We start from the raw sequence: 16,497 nt of genomic DNA on the forward strand, positions 1-16,497 counted from the left end.
AGAGTTGCGCCACAAACAAAAACCCCGGCATCGCTGCCGGGGTTTCGTGTTCGTGGAGCGAGATCCCGGATCTGCGGTGCATCGCTTCGCGCTGCACCGCGTCCGGGACGACTTCGTCGCTTAGAAGTCCATGCCGCCCATGCCGCCGCCCGGAGGCATTGCGGGGCCGGCGCCGCCCTTCTTGGGCAGCTCGGCGACCATGGCTTCCGTGGTGATCAGCAGCGCCGCAACCGAGGCTGCGTTCTGGATCGCGGTGCGGACCACCTTGGTCGGGTCGATGATGCCCTTGGTGACCAGGTTGACGTACTCGCCGGTCTGGGAGTCGAAGCCGTAGGCGTACGTCTTGTTCTCCAGGATCTTGCCGACGATCACCGAGCCGTCTTCACCGGCGTTGATCGCGATCTGGCGAGCGGGAGCCGACAGCGCCTTGCGCACGATCTCGACGCCGGTCTTCTGGTCGTCGTTCTTGGTGCGCAGGCCCTTGAGCTGCTCGGAAGCACGGAGCAGGGCGACGCCGCCGCCCGGGACGATGCCTTCTTCCACAGCCGCGCGGGTCGCGTGCATCGCGTCATCAACGCGATCCTTGCGCTCCTTCACCTCGACCTCGGTCGCGCCGCCGACGCGGATCACCGCGACGCCGCCAGCGAGCTTGGCGAGACGCTCCTGGAGCTTCTCACGGTCGTAGTCCGAGGTGGTTTCCTCGATCTGCGCCTTGATCTGGGACACGCGCGCCTCGATGTCGGCCTTCTTGCCGGCGCCGTTGACGATCGTGGTGTTCTCCTTGTCGATCATCACCTTCTTGGCGCGACCGAGCATGTTGAGCGTGACGTTCTCGAGCTTGATGCCGAGATCTTCCGAGATCGCCTGGCCGCCGGTCAGGATCGCGATGTCCTGCAGCATGGCCTTGCGGCGATCGCCGAAGCCCGGAGCCTTGACGGCCGCGACCTTCAGGCCGCCACGGAGGCGGTTCACGACCAGGGTGGCGAGGGCTTCACCCTCGACGTCCTCGGCGACGATGACCAGCGGCTTGCCGGTCTGCACCACGGCCTCGAGCAGCGGCAGCAGCTCGTTCAGCGAGGAGAGCTTCTTCTCGTTGATGAGGATGTAGGCGTCGTCCATCTCAACGCGCATCTTGTCGGCGTTGGTGACGAAGTAGGGCGAGATGTAGCCGCGGTCGAACTGCATGCCCTCGACGACGTCGAGCTCGGTCTCGAGCGACTTGGCTTCCTCGACGGTGATGACACCCTCGTTGCCGACCTTCTTCATGGCGTCGGCCAGGAACTTGCCGATCTCCGCGTCGCCGTTGGCCGAGATGGTGCCGACCTGGGCGATCTCGTCGTTCGAGGTGACCTTCTTGGAGTTTTTGACGAGGTCCGCAACGACGGCTTCGACCGCGAGGTCGATACCGCGCTTGAGGTCCATCGGGTTCATGCCGGCGGCAACCGACTTGGCGCCTTCGCGCACGATCGCCTGGGCCAGCACGGTCGCGGTGGTGGTGCCGTCGCCGGCCGCATCAGCGGACTTGGAGGCGACTTCGCGCACCATCTGCGCGCCCATGTTCTCGAACTTGTCCTCGAGCTCGATCTCCTTGGCGACGGTGACGCCGTCCTTGGTGATACGGGGAGCGCCGAACGACTTGTCGAGCACGACGTTGCGGCCCTTCGGACCGAGCGTGACCTTCACCGCGTTGGCGAGGATGTCGACGCCGCGCAGCATCTTGTCGCGCGCATCAACCGAGAATTTGACTTCTTTAGCTGCCATCTGGATTTTTCCTTGAGGTTGGCTGGGGGCGAGAGGGGGCTCTTAGGCCGCCTTCTTCTTGGAAGCGGGGACGTCGAGGACGCCCATGATGTCGCTTTCCTTCATGATCAAGAGATCGACGCTGTCGATCTTGACCTCGGTGCCGGACCACTTGCCGAACAGCACGCGGTCGCCGACCTTCAGGTCGATCGGGATCAGCTTGCCGGCTTCGTCGCGGCCACCGGGGCCGACGGCGACGACTTCGCCCTGGGAGGGCTTTTCCTTGGCAGTGTCGGGAATGATGATGCCGCCAGCGGTCTTCTCTTCTGCGTCGATGCGCTTGACCACGACGCGGTCGTGAAGCGGACGGAATTTCATGCAGTCCTCCTAAGCAATTGCTCGGGTTGATGATTTCAGATTGTTAGCAGTCTGTGCCCGCGAGTGCTAGCACGGGTGAGGCTGAAATAGGACAGGAATTTTGCGGGGGCAAGGGCTTCTAGCAGAAAAATAAGCACTCGGAAGGCCCGGCTGCCAGAATCTCTTTCCCATCGTTAACCGTCCGCCGGTCCGTATTAGCACGGAGCCGTCTCTGCTGCTAACGCATTGAATTTCAACAGCTTGTTAAACTTTTGGGCTTGAGATGGATTATCAGTTTGCGTCACATTTCTCTCATGTGAGCGCATCTCCACCGGGTGGCTCGTAAGCAGCGTACCGGATCAAGCCACCCCTGAATGCGCTCCTGCAAAGGAGGTTGGCATGGTCTCGCGGGTTGGGGTTGTTTCCGACGACTTCCGGAAACAGGTGCTGGGTTACGGGCTGACGACGGCTGAAATTCTCTATCGGATGCCGGATCATCCTTCGCTGCTTCAGACCTATGTCTGGCAGAACTACGATCTCTTCCCGAAATTCCCGGCGCTGACCGATTTCCTGGCGTTCTGGCAGCAAAAGCTCGACGGTCCCCTCTATTCGGTCACCGTCGCGCATTCCAAGCTGATCAAGCCGGCCGAGCTACGTGCGGTGGACGGCGTGTTCAGGCTGCATTGACGCAGCGATCAGGCGTCGCTGCTGCAATAGCGCTTCCACATCGCGCGATAGGCCTCGTCCGCCGCTTGCGCGTAGGCGACCGGGTTGCAGGCGGGCGCAGCCCTGACCTGTCCGGGCAACTCGCGGCGCAATTTGTCGAGGTCGTCGATCTCAGTCGCGCGGCTCACCGCGATGTCGACATATGCCTCCTCGCTGTCCGTAACCCAGTCCGGCAGGCCAAGCGCGGTGAGGATGGAGCCGGCGGCACGGCTGGGCAGACTGTTCCCGAGCTTCGCCACCACGGGCACGCCCATCTGCAAGGCTTCCAACGTGCTGACGCCGCCATTCTGCGGGAACGGGTCGAGGGCAATATCGACGCGATTGAACGATGCCAGATGATCGACTCGCAAGGTGGTTCCGAGCAGATCGACGCGTTCGGCCGGCACTCCGCAAGTTGCAAGCCTCGCCAGCAGATTGTCGCGGACCAGTTGATCGTCCAGCGCAACATCCTTGATCAGCAGTCGTGACCCCGGCACCCGCTCGAGAATCCGGGACCAAGCCTGCGCGGCCTGGTCCGAAATCTTGCTGATGCGGTTGAAGACACCGAATGTGACGAAGCCGTTCGAGATCGCCGGCGTTGAGGCCCGCGCAAGCTCGATCGGCAGCGGCTCCAGCGTCACAAAGCACGGCAGGTCGACAACGGTTTCCGCAAACAGATGCCGGACCGCGGCAGGAATCGCGACCGGGTCGGAGAACAGATAATCGATCGTCGGCAGCCCGGTGCCGGTGCCGTGACCCCAGCCATGGGCCTGGATCGGCGCCGGTTTGCGCGCAAACACGCCGAGGCGGTTTCCTTTGGTGTGGCCGGATAGATCGATCAGGATATCGACGCCATCGGCGCGGATCTCGGCGGCGAGGCGATCGTCGCTCCATTGCGAGGCGTCGCGCCAGCGATCAGCGATCTTTTGAAATTCGTCGGTCGCCGCATCCACTTTCGACGAACAAGAGTAGCACACGATCTCGAATTGTGCCCGGTCACGGTATTGCAGGACCGGCTTGAATATGAACGCGGCCGAATGCGCGTTGAAGTCCGACGAGACATAGCCGAGCACCAGAGGGCGATCCGGATCGCGGCTGTTGTCGTGCGGTCTCGCCGCTTCTGAGGCGAACTTCGCGCCGATCCGCTCCCACCAGACTTGCCGCGCTCGCTGATGCTGCTCGACGCTGGCATCCGCCGCGAAATCGAGCGTGAATATCTTGTTGGAGATCGCGCTCGGGAAGTCAGGCTCGATTTCAAGGGCTCTGTCGTAACTGGCCAGGGCTTCGTCGACCCGCCCAAGTGCGGCAAGACAAATGCCCCGTACCAGGTGAGCTTGAACAGCATCGGGATCGACAGCGATCGCTTTCTCGCTATCGTGCAGTGCTTCGGCCATGTGCTGGACCTGGAGCCAGACACTGGCGCGCCCGAGCCACCCGTTCATATCGTTGGGCTCCACGGCGATTGCCCGATTGCAATCCGCCATGGCTTCGTCAATCCGCAGAAGCTCCTGCAAAGCGAGGGCGCGGTTCGCCAGCGCCGAGGCATAGGCGGGCTTGATCGCTAGCGCACGGTTCAAGCTGGCGATGGCCTCGTCATAATTGCGCAGACGGCAGAGCACCCAACCCCGGCCGTTGTGGGCTTCGGCAAGGTTTCCGTCGATTGCGAGCGCCTTGTCGAAGCATGCGAGCGCTTCCTGAAGATCGAGGGTCACGCTCGCGTTACCGAGATTGGACAGGGCTACGGCGAAGTTGGGGCGCAAGGCGAGGGCCCTTCGATAGCTCTCACAGGCCTCACCGTGACGTCGTAGCCCGTTCAGCGCGACGCCTCGGCTCATGTGAGCATCGGCAGATCGCGGATCCACGGCAACCGCCCGGCTCAGCAGAATTTCGGCCTGCTGATAGTTTTTGGTATCTGACTCCAAGCTACCGAGCATATGCAGCGCGATGAATTGGTCGGGCGCCAGCTGCAGAACCTGGCGGTAGGCAGCCTGGGCCTGGGCGAGAAGCCCTTGCTTGTGCAACTGGAGGGCCTGCCCGAGCAACGGCAGCACATCGGCTTTCTGCCGCTTCTGAAGCCGGGCATTTTGAAATGCACGCTGACCTACGCTGTTGCTCATGAATCAATCCCCCAGAATCTCCCGGCGAGATTAAATCGGCGAGGGAACGAATACGAGACGACGGCCGTTCGCGACGACAGCTTCGGGCAAGCTACGAACGATCCCGTTATCGCGCTGCTGATCCAAGCCCTGCAATTGCTGCCTCGTCCAGGACTGGCTAATCTGCCGTCCGGTTGCACCCATCCGGCGGGCGCGGCTCAGATCAGGGAGGCAGACAATGGCCAAGCAAAAGGCATCAAGACCCGCAAGCAAGACCGCGGTGAAGAAGCGGAGCGGCACCAAGGCCGCGGCGCGATCCTCGGCACGCAAGGCGGTCAAGGCGAAGGCGCGCACAGCCTCTCCGAAGAAGCCCGTACGTCCGAAGCAGCGCATCGCGATCAGCCATCACCGCGAGGAAGACTTCAAGGCCGACGGCCTGCGCGCCTACGCGAAGTACCGTGACCTCGGTATCGCCGAAGCAAGCCACGGCCTCGCGCAAGCACACGTGATCCGGCTGCAGGGCCCCTGCAATCCCGCCGAAGTCTCAAAGCTTCACTTCCACGACGTCGAATTCCAGATGGTCTACGTGCTCAAGGGTTGGGTGAAGACCTACATGGAAGGCGAGGGCGAGACGCTGATGAAGGAGGGCAGCGCCTGGACCCAGCCGCCGAAGATCAAGCACATGATCCTGGATTACTCGGACGACGTGGAACTGCTGGAGGTGATTTTGCCGGCGGAGTTCAAGACGGTGGAGCTGAAGGCCTGAGGCGCTCTCTCTTGGGCTCCGGTCTCTCCGCTCGTCATTCCGGGGCGCCGCGTAGCGGCGAACCCGGAATCCATCGGGCGGCAATACGCGCGGTAAAATGGATTCCGGGCTCGCGACTTCGTCGCGCCCCGGAATGACGGTGGAGAGACTTACGCCAACACCCCCACCACCGCCCCCATCAAGCACGTCGTCAGCGTCCCCGACACAATCGACTTCAGCCCGAGCGCGTTGATCTCCTCGCGGCGCTCCGGGGCCATCACGCCGAGGCCGCCGATCATGATGCCGAGGCTGGCGAAGTTGGCGAAGCCGCACATCGCGTAGAGCATGATCAGGCGCGAGCGTGCGTCCAGTGCCTCCGGCGCGAGCTTCGACAGGTCGACATAGGCGATCAGTTCGTTGAGCACGGTTTTCGTACCCATCAGGCTGCCGGCCGTCACCGCCTGATCCCAGGGCAATCCCATCAGCCAGCACACCGGCGCCATCACAAGGCCCAGCAGGCGCTGCAACGAGATCGCCGCGCCGCCGATGTGCGGCAGCAGGCCGAGGATGGCGTTGACGAGGTAGACCAGCGCCACCAGCACCAGCAGCATCGCGATGATGTTGATCAGCAGCTCAATCCCCGCGCCGGTGCCCTTCACGATCGCATCCATCGTGCCGGAGACCGCCATCTCGGGATCCTCCAGCGCGCCGCCGGTGCGCTTGTCCGACGTCTCCGGCACCATGATCAGGCTGACAAGGATCGCGGCCGGCGCGCCCAGCACCGAGGCGATGACGAAATGCGCGGCGGCGTCGGGGATGAGCGGAGCAAGGAGCGTCGCATAGAGCACCAGCACCGTGCCGGCGATGCCGGCCATGCCGCCGGTCATCACCAGGAACAGCTCGCTGCGTGTCATCTGTGCCAGATACGGCCGCACGAACAGCGGCGCCTCGACCATGCCGAGGAAGATGTTGGCCGCGGTCGACAAGCCCACCGCGCCGCCGACGCCGAGCGTGCGTTCGAGCAGCCAGGCCATGCCGCGCACGATCGGCGGCAGAACCCGCCAATAGAACAGCAGCGTCGTCAGCACGCTCATCACCAGCACGATCGGCAGCGCCTGGAACGCCAGGATGAAGTCGGCGCCCGGTACCTTCAGGTCGAAGGGCAGGGGACCGCCGCCGACATAGCCGAACACGAAGGAGGAGCCGGCGCGCGAGGCCGCCGAGATCGCGCCGACCGCGTCGTTGATGGCGCCGAAGGCATGGGCGACGGCCGGCAGCTTCAGCAGCACGGCCGCGGTGACGAAGGTCATGACAAGGCCGATCGCCGCCTGGCGCAGCGAGACCGCGCGGCGATTCTCTGCCAACGCCCACGCGATCAGCAGCAATGCGAAAATGCCGAGTGCCGATTGCAGCCGCAGCATGATGTCCCCAAACCCTCTGTGATTATGGCCGCGCGTGCGTTGCAAACGCAATGCCGGGACGTGCGGGAAATGCCCGGCTGTTGACAAGCAGGCCCGCCTCAGTCACGCGGGGGCATGTCGACGTCAAGGGGGCGAGCGGTCCGAGGGTGACCCAAAAGGCGATGCCAGAGCAGCCAATATCCGAAAATCCGCCGGTCAGCGCCGGCGTGCTCCTCTCCCACCGCGCCTTCCTGTTCTTCCTGCTCTCGCGCAGCCTGTCGCGCTTTTCCAGCCAGATCGCGGCGGTCGCGATCGGCTGGCAGATCTACGACCTCACCGGCTCGGCCTTCGACCTCGGCATGGTCGGCCTCGTGCAGTTCCTGCCCACCGCGCTGCTCGTGTTCGTCGCCGGCCACGCCGCCGACCGCTTCGAGCGCAAGCGCGTGGTCCAGCTCTGCCAGCTCGTGGAGGCCGCGACCGCGCTCTATCTCGCAATCATCACCTATCTCGGCGCAGTCAGCGAAGTGCAGATCTTCATCGCGACCTTCGTGCTCGGCATTGCCGGCGCCTTCGAAAGCCCGACCACCGCGGCGCTGCTGCCGCTGATCGCGCCGCAGGGCTCGCTCCAGCGGGCAACGGCCGTCGCGAGCGGTGCGGGGCAGGTCGCGACCATCACGGGTCCCGCGCTCGGCGGTTTTGCCTACGCGGTCGCGCCGCATCTTGCCTATGCCGTGATGCTGCTGTTCTGGATTCTCGGGATGATCCTGACCGGTTTCATCCGGCCGCGCCCGCAGGCGGTCGCCAAGGAGGGCACGGACGCCGACAACATCTTCGCCGGTGTTCGCTTCATCCGGAGCAATCCGGCGATCCTCGGCACCATCTCGCTCGACCTGTTCGCGGTGCTGTTCGGCGGCGTCACCGCGCTGTTGCCGATCTATGCCCGCGACATCCTCCAGACCGGCCCGGTCGGGCTCGGCGTGTTGCGCGCCGCGCCGGCAGTTGGCGCACTGCTGATGACCATGGTGCTGGCGCGCCACGCCATCTCGCGGCATGTGGGCCTGCGCATGTTCCAGGCCGTGATCGTGTTCGGCATCGCGACCATCGTGTTCGCGCTGTCGTCTTGGATGTGGCTGTCGGTGCTGTCGCTCGCGATCCTCGGCGCCGCCGACACGATCAGCGTCGTAATCCGCTTCTCGCTGGTGCAGCTCTCAACGCCCGACGAGATGCGCGGCCGCGTCGGCGCGGTGAATTTCCTCTTCATCAACGCCTCCAACCAGCTCGGCCAGTTCGAGAGTGGAGTGGCAGCCGCGCTGCTCGGCGCCATGCCGGCGGCAGTGTTCGGCGGCGTCTGCACCATTGCGGTGGCGCTGCTCTGGATGAAGCTGTTTCCCAGCCTGCGGAAGGTGGAGAGTTTGGAGTAGGGCCCTTCTTCGCCTCTCCCCGCTTGCGGGGAGAGGCCGGAATTCGCGCGCAGCGCGGATTCCGGGTGAGGGGGACGCTCCGCGAGTCCAACTCTCACCGTGATTGCGGAAGCAGCCCCTCACCCCAACCCTCTCCCCGTAAGAACGGGGAGAGGGGGAAGAGAGAGCCGCTGCGCGCGCAATGACGATTGTTGAGATAGCTCGTGGATTTGTGTCGCGTCACCCCGGCGGCCGAGCGGCAGTAGGCGCCTCTTGACGCCTACTGTGCATGGGGTTGTTTTTCACTTTTTGAGTCAGGCAGGAGCGAGGCCCGTTTCAGCGGCGCCACACGAACGGCGTATTCCGGACGGCATGGTAGTCCGAGGGATCGGTCTCCACGTAGGATAGAGGGGGAGATGGGCAGGCGATCAAGGTTGCTAGTTCTGGCGTGGCTCGTTCTGGCCGGCGGCGCTTTCGCTGCTCATGCAATGACCAGAAGCATCGTCGAAATGACCTGTCCCTACGACGGCGTCAAATTCACCTACAGCGCGCAGAACTCCGGCACGTCCTTTGGCAAGCAGCTCGATTGGATGCCGGTCGGTGCGATTGAAAGCCCCTGGCCGCTCGCGAGTTGCCCGACCAACGGATTTGTCTTCGTCAAGGCGAAGTACGAGGACGACGAGCTGGAGCGGCTTCGGCCTTTGATTCTGTCATCGGAGTTTCAGGGCATCCGGAGTGAGACGCCTTATTACCGCGCATCCTGGATCATGGAGCACACCGGCGCATCTCACGAGGAAGTATCCAGTCTGCTGCTGCAGGCGACGTGGGAGGCGGGACGAACCGAGCTTGGCGAACGGAGCCGGGTGAACAGACCTGGCCTGTCCGCCAAGGATGCTCAGGATCTCGTCCGGCGCCTGATGGCGGAAGGCACGACCGGCGAACGCTACACTCGCTATGCGACTGAACTGCTGGCGCGGCTGGCAGTGGACGTTGCCGACACAACCAGGAGCGCAGAAGCGCGCCTCGACGATCGGCTTCTGACCGGCGAGATGCTGCGGCGTCTCGGCCGGTTCGACGAGGCCGATAGCCACTTCGCTGCCCTGGCCAGCGAACTTGCGCCCGACAGCAAAGAAGCGACCTTGGCCGCATTTCAACGACGGTTGATCGCGGCCAAGGATCGCGGGCTTCATTTGGTGTCAGAAGCCCTGGGCAAGAACCAGTAACGGTCTTAGCCCCGTCCAACGAACGGCATCTTGGTCGCCATGACCGTCATGGTCAGCACGTTGGCGTCCAGCGGCAGGCCGGCCATGTAGGCGACAGCATCGCCGACCGCTTTGGCGTCCATGCGCGGCTCGTGCTTGGTGGTGCCGTCGGGCTGGAGCACGCCGGGGCCGTTGACCATGCGGTCGGTCATCGGGGTTGCCGCATTGCCGATGTCGACCTGGCCGACCGCGATGTCGTACATGCGCCCGTCGAGATTGCTCGCCTTGGTGAGGCCCGTGATGGCGTGCTTGGTCGAGGTGTAGGCCGCCGAGAACGGCCGCGGCGCATGCGCCGAGATCGAGCCGTTGTTGATGATGCGGCCGCCGCGCGGGGTCTGGTCCTTCATGATGCGGAAGGCGTGCTGGGTGCACAGGAACGGGCCGGTGAGGTTGGTGTTCACCACCGCCTGCCACTGCTCGAGGCTGAGATCCTCGAAGTTCACCGCCGGCGCGCCCATGCCGGCATTGTTGAACAGCACGTCGAGGCGGCCATAGGTCGCCTTCACCTTGTCAAACAGCGCGGCGATCTGGTCCGGCTTGGTCATGTCGGCGGTGACGCAGAGGCTCTTTCCTGCGGGACCGAGCTTCGCCGTTTCCTCGAGCATCTCCATGCGGCGCCCCACGAGCACCACGGTGAAGCCGGTGTTCATCAGCGCCAGCGCGGCCGCGCGGCCGACACCGGTGCCGGCGCCCGTCACCACTGCGATCTTTTTTGCTTCACTCATCGTTTCCTGCCTTTTCTCTAAGCTGTCAGGTTTTGGGTTCTTTTTCGTTCTTGTAGGGCGGGCGCGGAATGTTCTGGTGCGCGGCGCGCAAGGCTGCCGACCAGCGCGAGCGCAGATCGTGGAAATAGGGCTCGCCCGCCTCGATGCGGTGGTTGAGATCGGCATCGCAGGCGTCGGCGCGCACCACCAGCACGTCGATCGGCAGGCCGACGCCGAGGTTGGAGCGCATGGTCGAGTCCATCGAGATCAGGCCGGTCTTCAGCGCCTCGTAGAGCTCGACGTCGTAATGCATGGCACGGTCGAGCACCGGCTTGCCGTATTTGTGCTCGCCGATCTGCAAGTAGGGCGTGTCGGTGGTGCACTCGATGAAGTTGCCGGCGGTGTAGACCATGAACAGCCGCATGCGCGCGCCCTTGATCTGGCCGCCGAACAGGAAGGAGACGTCGAACGAGACGTCCTCGGATTTCAGCGCGGGCCCTTCGGTCGCATGCACCGCCCGGATCGCCCGGCCGATGCGCTGGGCGGCCTGGAACATGGTCGGCGCGTTCATCAGCGTCTCGATCTCGCCCGTATTGGGGTCCTCGAGGCCTTCGGTCAGCGTGGACAGCACCGACTGGCTGATGGCGAGGTTGCCGGCGCTGGCGATCGCCATGATGCGGTCGCCGGGCTTGGAGAAGATGTGCAGCTTGCGGAAGGTCGAGACGTTGTCGAGACCGGCATTGGTGCGGGTATCGGCGATCATCACCAAACCGTCCCGAACCAGGATTCCGCAACAATAGGTCATTTCCAGTCCCCGAACGCGTTTGCGCGGAATTACTAGCCAATTTCGGGGGCCGCTCCAACCCCAATTCCCGGGATGAGGTCGTCATTCCCGGGCGCGACGGCTGACCTCAGTCGGCGGCGCCGACGAGAAACGCCTCGTCGACGGGAACGCCGAGCGCCGTGACCAGCCGGTTCGTCTCCGCAGCCATGCCGACGATGGCGAGCAGCTCGCCATATTCGGCCTCGGTCATGCCTTTGGCTCGTGCGCCGGCGGTGTGCGAATGGATGCAATAGCTGCAGCCATGCGCCACCGAAACCGCGACATAGAGCATTTCCTTGACCTTGGGATCGAGCGCCCCCGGCGCCATCACCTCCTTGATGCTCTCCCAGGTCCGCCGCAGCGTCTTCGGATCATGCGCCAGCGCGCGCCAAAAATTGTTGACGAAATCCGACTGCCGCACCTTGCGGATGTCGTCGAAAACGGCGCGCGCCTCGCTCGACAGTTCATCGTCCGAAAGCAGTTTCACAGTCGCCATGGGGGGCCTCGCAGGGTCTGATCTGACCCTGCGATCATAGCACGCCCCATGCGGTCAGCCGGCATGTTCAGTTGAGCGGCGCAAGGCCAGCTTGCCGACATCGACATATTGCCGCTGCTGCGCGTGGGCGTGCTGTGCTGCGACGTGAAGGTCACGCAGGCGCCGCTGCAGCGGCGAGCTGTCGTAGACCGCACTGCTTCCGGCCAGGCTAAAGCAGGCGTCGGCGATGCCGACGCAGGTCGTGGCGAGCCAGGTCGCCGATCGGGTCCCTTCGACGACAAGGTCTTCGTCATTCAACGTTCCGGCCAGCGCGTGACGCCAGTGACTGGCAGCCTGGACCTCGTGAAACGCCTGCGCGGCCCCGAGCTCGGCGGAGATCCGGCCGAGTTCGTACTGGAATATCTCGGACTCCCGCATCGGGACAGCCGCATACAATTGCTGCCTCCCGGTATTGGCCAGCGCGAGCAGTTCATCGACGGTGCTCTCGGCCATGCCTACCACAAATGCGCCGTGCACCAACGGCAGCAATTGCCGCAATGCTCGATAGAGCGGACCCGACTGGCGCGGGGCAGCATCGAGATCGAAGAAATTGGCCTCGGGAACCAGCGTCTCCCGCAGCGTGACGTGATGGCTGCCGGTGCCCTCGAGCCCCGCCACGTGCCAGGTGTCCTCGATCTCCCAGTCGCGAGCCGGCAGCGTAACGGCGCGAAGCAGTGGCTTGCCCTGCGGGCCGGGGACCGGTTTGCCATTTTCGGTGACAATGCAGATTCCACCGATCCAGTCCGCATGCATGCAACCGCTGGCGAACGGCCAGCGGCCCTTGACGCGGTAGCCGTCGGCCACGCGCTCTGCCGTTCCACCCGGCTGGGATGAGCCGCAGATCGCCGTATCAGGTCCGTCCTGGTAGACGCGCTTGTACAATTCCGGGGGTGACGCGGCGACGAAGAGGCTGCTGACCCCGGCGACAGCCGCGATCCAGCCGATCGAGCCGTCGAGACGGGCCAGTGTCTTGATGACCTCCAGTCCCGCCGGAAACTCCAGCTCCAGCCCGCCATGGCTGTGCGGCACGAACATCCGAAAGAGACCGATCGACCTCAGCCGCTCCACCAGGTCGGGCGGGATGCGGCGTGCAGCTTCTATCTCGGCGGCACGTGCCTTGATCTCGGGAGCGAGCTCCCGGATGCCCACCAGCATGTCTTGGTGGGGATCGCGCAGGGGCGCCGAATGGCTTTTGTTTTTTTCGTGAAGCTGCATCTGTTCAACCTCTGTTGCGGAAACGGATCGCGACAGACGTTGAATAGATGGTGCTACGGGGCGGTTTCAGCGCGGCAGTCGTGGATTACAGCTGTAACGTAGCGGCTTGATTACGCCGCAGATGTCTCGCGACGCGATCTCGCCGGATTTAGCTCTGCCGCTGGGACTGCGATTGCCCGCCGCGGCCGGCCTGCTCGACCTTGACGGCCACCGACAGCGTCTCTGCGCCGCCGCCATAGCGGGTGCCGCGCACGGGGGCTGCGCCGAGATAGTCGAGCCCGATCGCGACGCGGACATGGGCGTCGGTGGCGCAGATGCTGTTGGCGGGATCGAAGCCGACCCAGCCGAGATCGGGGACATAGGCCTCCGCCCAGGCATGGCCGGCATCCTGGTGCACCGTGCCGTCCGAGCGCAAAAAGTGGCCGGAGACGAAGCGCGCCGGCACCCCGCCGGTGCGGGCGCAGGCGATGAAGATATGCGCGTAGTCCTGGCAGACCCCGCGCTTGAGCGTGAAGGCTTCCGCCGCCGACGTGCCACTGTTGGTCGGATCCTCGTCGAACGTCATGTGGTCGCCGATCTCGCTCATCAGCGTGTGCAGGAACCCGAGCGTGTCGCTCTCGGCCTCGCTGCGCAACTGGCGCGCGACTGCGGCCATGGCCGGATTGACGGAGGTGAGGTCGGTGGTGCGCAGGAACATGCCGGCCGGAAAGCGCTCGTCGGCGCCGCGCAGCACGCCGCCGGTGTCGTGGGTTTCGATCAGGCCCTCGGCCGTGATCTTGATATCGCCGACGGGCCCGCAGGACAGCACATGGGTGACGTTGCCGAAGGCGTCCTCATGGGTGTCGAGCTTGGTGTCGGTCGAGACGTCGATCTGCCATTCCGCCACATACTGCCCGTCATGGCTGCACGGCGTCATGCGCAGGATCTGGATCACGCTGGTCGCCGGCGGTTCGTAGCGATAGGTCGTGGTGTGCTGGATTCGCAGGCGCATGGTGGACCGTTGTTCTGGCGTCATTCCGGGGCGGTGCACAGCACCGAACTATGGTGCGCAATTGCGCACCTGAGAATCTCGAGATTCCTGGTCTGGTCCTTCGGACCATCCCGGAATGACGGCGTGTATCAGATCAAATACTGCTTCGTGATGATTTCGCCCAGCCTGGAATTGTCCGCGATGAATTCCTGAATGAATTCATGCACGCCATGCTGGAAAATGTCGTTCATATTGCTGTGTTCCAGCCGGTTGCGGATGCCGCGGGCGTGGCGCTGGGCCGGGCCCTGGCGGCCATAGGCGACGCCGATCTGGTCGAGGTTGCGCACGAGATTGCCGTAGCAGCTGGCCAGCGAACGCGGCAGCGTGTCGTTGAGGATGAGCAGGTCCGCAATCAACCAGGGCTTCAGCGTCTCGCGATAGACCCAGTGATAGGCGGTCAGCGCCGAGACCGAGCGCAGGATCGAGCTCCACTGATAGAAGTCGAGCGGGCCGCCGACATGCTCCTCCTCGGGCAACAGCACGTGGTACTTCACGTCGAGAATGCGCGCGGTGTTGTCGGCGCGTTCCAGATGCACGCCCATCCGCGAGAACCAGTAGGCGTCGTTGCGCAGCATGGTCCGGTAGGCCGAACCGTCGAAGCGCAGCGAAGTCTCCTGTACGAAGCGCAGGAATTTTGCGAGGTCCTCGCGCGTGGAGGTGCCCTTGCTCCAGACCTCCTGCAATTCAATCCAGGCCGAGTTGATGGTGTCCCACATCTCGCTGGTGAGCGCGGTGCGCACCGAGCGCGAGTTCAGCCGTGCCGCCTCGATGCAGTTCCTGATCGAGGACGGATTGTTCGGCGAGAACGAGAGGTATTCGACGACGTTGTGCTCGTTGGCTTCCTCATAGGTCTGATAGAAGCTTGCGGCGACGCCGGCGGTCAGCAGCGCCGAGTCCCATTCGTTGGTCTTGCCGATGTAGGCGGCGGGAAGCGCGGTGACGCGCAGCGTCGCATCGATGGTGCGCGCAAGATATTCGGCCCGTTCGACGTAGCGGGCGAGCCAGTAGAGGTTTTCGGCGGTACGCGACAGCATCTGACTACTCGTCCAAAATCCAGGTGTCTTTGGTGCCGCCGCCCTGGCTCGAATTCACAACCAGGGAGCCTTCCTTCAGCGCGACGCGTGTGAGCCCGCCCGGCACGATCGTGGTGCTCTTGCTGCCGGTCAGCACGAACGGCCGCAAGTCGACATGGCGCGGAGCAAGGCCGGTGGCCGTACAAGTCGGGCAGGTCGAGAGCGCCAGCGTCGGCTGCGCGATGAAGCCTTCCGGCTCGCGCTTGAGCTTCTCGCGGAACGCTTCGATGGTCGCTTTCGTTGCGGCGGGGCCGATCAGCATGCCGTAGCCGCCGGAGCCGTGCACTTCCTTGACGACGAGCTCGCCCAGATTGTCCAGCACATAGGCGAGGTCCTTCGGCTCGCGGCAGCGCCAGGTCGGCACGTTCTTCAGGATCGGCTCCTCGCCGAGATAGAACTTCACGATGTCAGGCATGTAGGAGTAGATCGCCTTGTCGTCGGCGATGCCGGTGCCGACCGCATTAGCGAGGGTGATGTTGCCGGCCGCGTAGGCCGACATCAGCCCGGGCACGCCGAGCACGGAATCGGGGCGGAAGGTGAGGGGGTCGATGAAGTCATCGTCGACGCGGCGATAAATCACGTCGACGCGTTTCAGCCCCTCGGTCGTCCGCATGAACACTTCGTTGTTCTTGATGATGAGGTCGCGGCCCTCGACCAGCTCGATGCCAAGCTTGTCGGCAAGGAACGAGTGCTCGTAATAGGCGGAGTTGTAGACGCCCGGCGTGAGCAGGGCGACCGTCGGCTCGCCCGAAGCGCCTTGCGGCGCCACCGAGCGCAGGGCCGCGAGCAGCTCGTCCGGATAGCGCTCGACCGGCGCCACTCGGTGGCGGGCGAACAGGTCCGGAAACAGCCGCATCATGATCTCGCGGTTTTCCAGCATGTAGGACACGCCCGACGGCGTGCGCGCATTGTCCTCCAGCACGATGAAGTCTTCGGCGTCGACCCGGACGATGTCGATGCCGGCGATGTGCACGTAGACGTCGTGCGGCACCTGCTGGCCGTTCATCTCGGGGCGGAAGACCGGGTTCTGGAAGATCAGATCGTCGGGCACGACCTCGGCGCGGAGGATGTCGCGGCCGTGATAGATGTCGCGCAGGAACATGTTGAGCGCGCGGACGCGCTGCTTCAGGCCCTTCTCCAGCAGCGCCCATTCCTTGCCCGACATGATCCGCGGGATCACGTCGAAGGGGATGAGGCGCTCGGTCGACTCGGATTCGCCGTAGACGGCGAAGGTGATGCCGATCCGGCGGAACAGGAGCTCAGCTTCCTGGCGGCGATATTCGAGCGCCTCGGGAGGCGTCTCCTTGAGCCAGCGAGCCAGCTCCTGATAGGCGGGGCGAAGGTCCCCGCCGGGAATGTTCATTTCATCAAACGCGACTGCCATAGATCCCGACTTGTCCCCGCAAGGCGTT

15 protein-coding genes are annotated in these 16,497 nt (G+C 64.2%); 4 read left to right on the plus strand and 11 right to left on the minus strand.

What is annotated here, in order from left to right; genetic code table 11:
- Nucleotides 1-120: 120 nt before the first annotated feature.
- Nucleotides 121-1,761: a chaperonin GroEL gene (groL, locus tag EI171_RS19255; RefSeq protein WP_011088372.1), complete on the minus strand. Its 1,641-nt coding sequence runs from the start codon at nt 1,759-1,761 to the stop codon at nt 121-123.
- 42 nt (nt 1,762-1,803) lie between these two features.
- Nucleotides 1,804-2,118, minus strand: a complete 315-nt coding sequence (locus EI171_RS19260) for a co-chaperone GroES (protein WP_011088371.1) — start codon at nt 2,116-2,118, stop codon at nt 1,804-1,806.
- A 378-nt stretch (nt 2,119-2,496) separates the two neighbouring features.
- Here EI171_RS19260 and EI171_RS19265 point away from each other — a divergent pair, with 378 nt between their 5' ends.
- Nucleotides 2,497-2,784 (plus strand): usg protein, encoded by a 288-nt coding sequence (locus tag EI171_RS19265; protein WP_011088370.1) that lies wholly within the window; start codon nt 2,497-2,499, stop codon nt 2,782-2,784.
- 8 nt (nt 2,785-2,792) lie between these two features.
- On the opposite strand, the gene EI171_RS19270 is transcribed toward EI171_RS19265, so the two are convergent.
- Nucleotides 2,793-4,919: a tetratricopeptide repeat protein gene (locus EI171_RS19270; protein ID WP_028175434.1), complete on the minus strand. Its 2,127-nt coding sequence runs from the start codon at nt 4,917-4,919 to the stop codon at nt 2,793-2,795.
- A gap of 217 nt (nt 4,920-5,136) precedes the next feature.
- Between EI171_RS19270 and EI171_RS19275 the strand changes: the two genes are divergently transcribed.
- Nucleotides 5,137-5,664 (plus strand): cupin domain-containing protein, encoded by a 528-nt coding sequence (locus EI171_RS19275; RefSeq protein WP_011088368.1) that lies wholly within the window; start codon nt 5,137-5,139, stop codon nt 5,662-5,664.
- A 149-nt stretch (nt 5,665-5,813) separates the two neighbouring features.
- On the opposite strand, the gene EI171_RS19280 is transcribed toward EI171_RS19275, so the two are convergent.
- Nucleotides 5,814-7,064: a NupC/NupG family nucleoside CNT transporter gene (locus EI171_RS19280; protein WP_060908094.1), complete on the minus strand. Its 1,251-nt coding sequence runs from the start codon at nt 7,062-7,064 to the stop codon at nt 5,814-5,816.
- 161 nt (nt 7,065-7,225) lie between these two features.
- On the opposite strand from EI171_RS19280, the gene EI171_RS19285 reads away from it, so the two are divergent.
- Nucleotides 7,226-8,464, plus strand: a complete 1,239-nt coding sequence (locus EI171_RS19285; RefSeq protein ID WP_161534402.1) for an MFS transporter — start codon at nt 7,226-7,228, stop codon at nt 8,462-8,464.
- Between the two features lie 413 nt (nt 8,465-8,877).
- Entirely contained in the window at nt 8,878-9,666 is a 789-nt protein-coding gene (locus EI171_RS19290; protein WP_161534403.1) for a hypothetical protein, read from the plus strand.
- Nucleotides 9,667-9,671: 5 nt separating this feature from the next.
- Here the strand turns inward: EI171_RS19290 and EI171_RS19295 are convergent, their stop codons facing one another.
- The 7 genes from EI171_RS19295 to EI171_RS19325 all read right to left on the minus strand — a co-directional run bounded on the left by EI171_RS19295 (nt 9,672) and on the right by EI171_RS19325 (nt 16,469).
- Nucleotides 9,672-10,430: an SDR family oxidoreductase gene (locus EI171_RS19295; RefSeq protein WP_011088364.1), complete on the minus strand. Its 759-nt coding sequence runs from the start codon at nt 10,428-10,430 to the stop codon at nt 9,672-9,674.
- A gap of 25 nt (nt 10,431-10,455) precedes the next feature.
- Complete coding sequence (locus tag EI171_RS19300) at nt 10,456-11,214, minus strand: proteasome-type protease (RefSeq protein ID WP_011088363.1); 759 nt, start codon at nt 11,212-11,214, stop codon at nt 10,456-10,458.
- A 106-nt stretch (nt 11,215-11,320) separates the two neighbouring features.
- A complete protein-coding gene (locus EI171_RS19305) occupies nt 11,321-11,728 on the minus strand; it encodes a carboxymuconolactone decarboxylase family protein (RefSeq protein ID WP_028175429.1) in 408 nt (135 codons plus the stop codon).
- A gap of 54 nt (nt 11,729-11,782) precedes the next feature.
- Nucleotides 11,783-12,982, minus strand: a complete 1,200-nt coding sequence (locus EI171_RS19310) for a flavin-dependent monooxygenase (protein ID WP_161534404.1) — start codon at nt 12,980-12,982, stop codon at nt 11,783-11,785.
- Nucleotides 12,983-13,130: 148 nt separating this feature from the next.
- Nucleotides 13,131-13,973 carry a transglutaminase family protein gene (locus EI171_RS19315; RefSeq protein ID WP_038967763.1) on the minus strand — a complete coding sequence of 281 codons (843 nt, stop codon included), beginning with the start codon at nt 13,971-13,973 and terminating at the stop codon, nt 13,131-13,133.
- A 128-nt stretch (nt 13,974-14,101) separates the two neighbouring features.
- Nucleotides 14,102-15,046: an alpha-E domain-containing protein gene (locus EI171_RS19320; RefSeq protein ID WP_011088359.1), complete on the minus strand. Its 945-nt coding sequence runs from the start codon at nt 15,044-15,046 to the stop codon at nt 14,102-14,104.
- Between the two features lie 4 nt (nt 15,047-15,050).
- Entirely contained in the window at nt 15,051-16,469 is a 1,419-nt protein-coding gene (locus EI171_RS19325; protein ID WP_161534405.1) for a circularly permuted type 2 ATP-grasp protein, read from the minus strand.
- Nucleotides 16,470-16,497 lie beyond the last annotated feature (28 nt).

This window comes from Bradyrhizobium sp. LCT2 (assembly GCF_009931255.1).
GTDB classification, from domain to species: Bacteria; Pseudomonadota; Alphaproteobacteria; order Rhizobiales; family Xanthobacteraceae; genus Bradyrhizobium; species Bradyrhizobium diazoefficiens.

Excerpts from the sequence above, each read along its gene's own strand:
- groL (WP_011088372.1), bottom strand. The coding sequence starts at position 1,761 with ATGGCAGCTAAAGAAGTCAAATTCTCGGTTGATGCGCGCGACAAGATG.
- EI171_RS19260 (WP_011088371.1), bottom strand. The coding sequence starts at position 2,118 with ATGAAATTCCGTCCGCTTCACGACCGCGTCGTGGTCAAGCGCATCGAC.
- EI171_RS19265 (WP_011088370.1), top strand. The coding sequence starts at position 2,497 with ATGGTCTCGCGGGTTGGGGTTGTTTCCGACGACTTCCGGAAACAGGTG.
- EI171_RS19270 (WP_028175434.1), bottom strand. The coding sequence starts at position 4,919 with ATGAGCAACAGCGTAGGTCAGCGTGCATTTCAAAATGCCCGGCTTCAG.
- EI171_RS19275 (WP_011088368.1), top strand. The coding sequence starts at position 5,137 with ATGGCCAAGCAAAAGGCATCAAGACCCGCAAGCAAGACCGCGGTGAAG.
- EI171_RS19280 (WP_060908094.1), bottom strand. The coding sequence starts at position 7,064 with ATGCTGCGGCTGCAATCGGCACTCGGCATTTTCGCATTGCTGCTGATC.
- EI171_RS19285 (WP_161534402.1), top strand. The coding sequence starts at position 7,226 with ATGCCAGAGCAGCCAATATCCGAAAATCCGCCGGTCAGCGCCGGCGTG.
- EI171_RS19295 (WP_011088364.1), bottom strand. The coding sequence starts at position 10,430 with ATGAGTGAAGCAAAAAAGATCGCAGTGGTGACGGGCGCCGGCACCGGT.
- EI171_RS19300 (WP_011088363.1), bottom strand. The coding sequence starts at position 11,214 with ATGACCTATTGTTGCGGAATCCTGGTTCGGGACGGTTTGGTGATGATC.
- EI171_RS19305 (WP_028175429.1), bottom strand. The coding sequence starts at position 11,728 with ATGGCGACTGTGAAACTGCTTTCGGACGATGAACTGTCGAGCGAGGCG.
- EI171_RS19310 (WP_161534404.1), bottom strand. The coding sequence starts at position 12,982 with ATGCAGCTTCACGAAAAAAACAAAAGCCATTCGGCGCCCCTGCGCGAT.
- EI171_RS19315 (WP_038967763.1), bottom strand. The coding sequence starts at position 13,973 with ATGCGCCTGCGAATCCAGCACACCACGACCTATCGCTACGAACCGCCG.
- EI171_RS19320 (WP_011088359.1), bottom strand. The coding sequence starts at position 15,046 with ATGCTGTCGCGTACCGCCGAAAACCTCTACTGGCTCGCCCGCTACGTC.
- EI171_RS19325 (WP_161534405.1), bottom strand. The coding sequence starts at position 16,469 with ATGGCAGTCGCGTTTGATGAAATGAACATTCCCGGCGGGGACCTTCGC.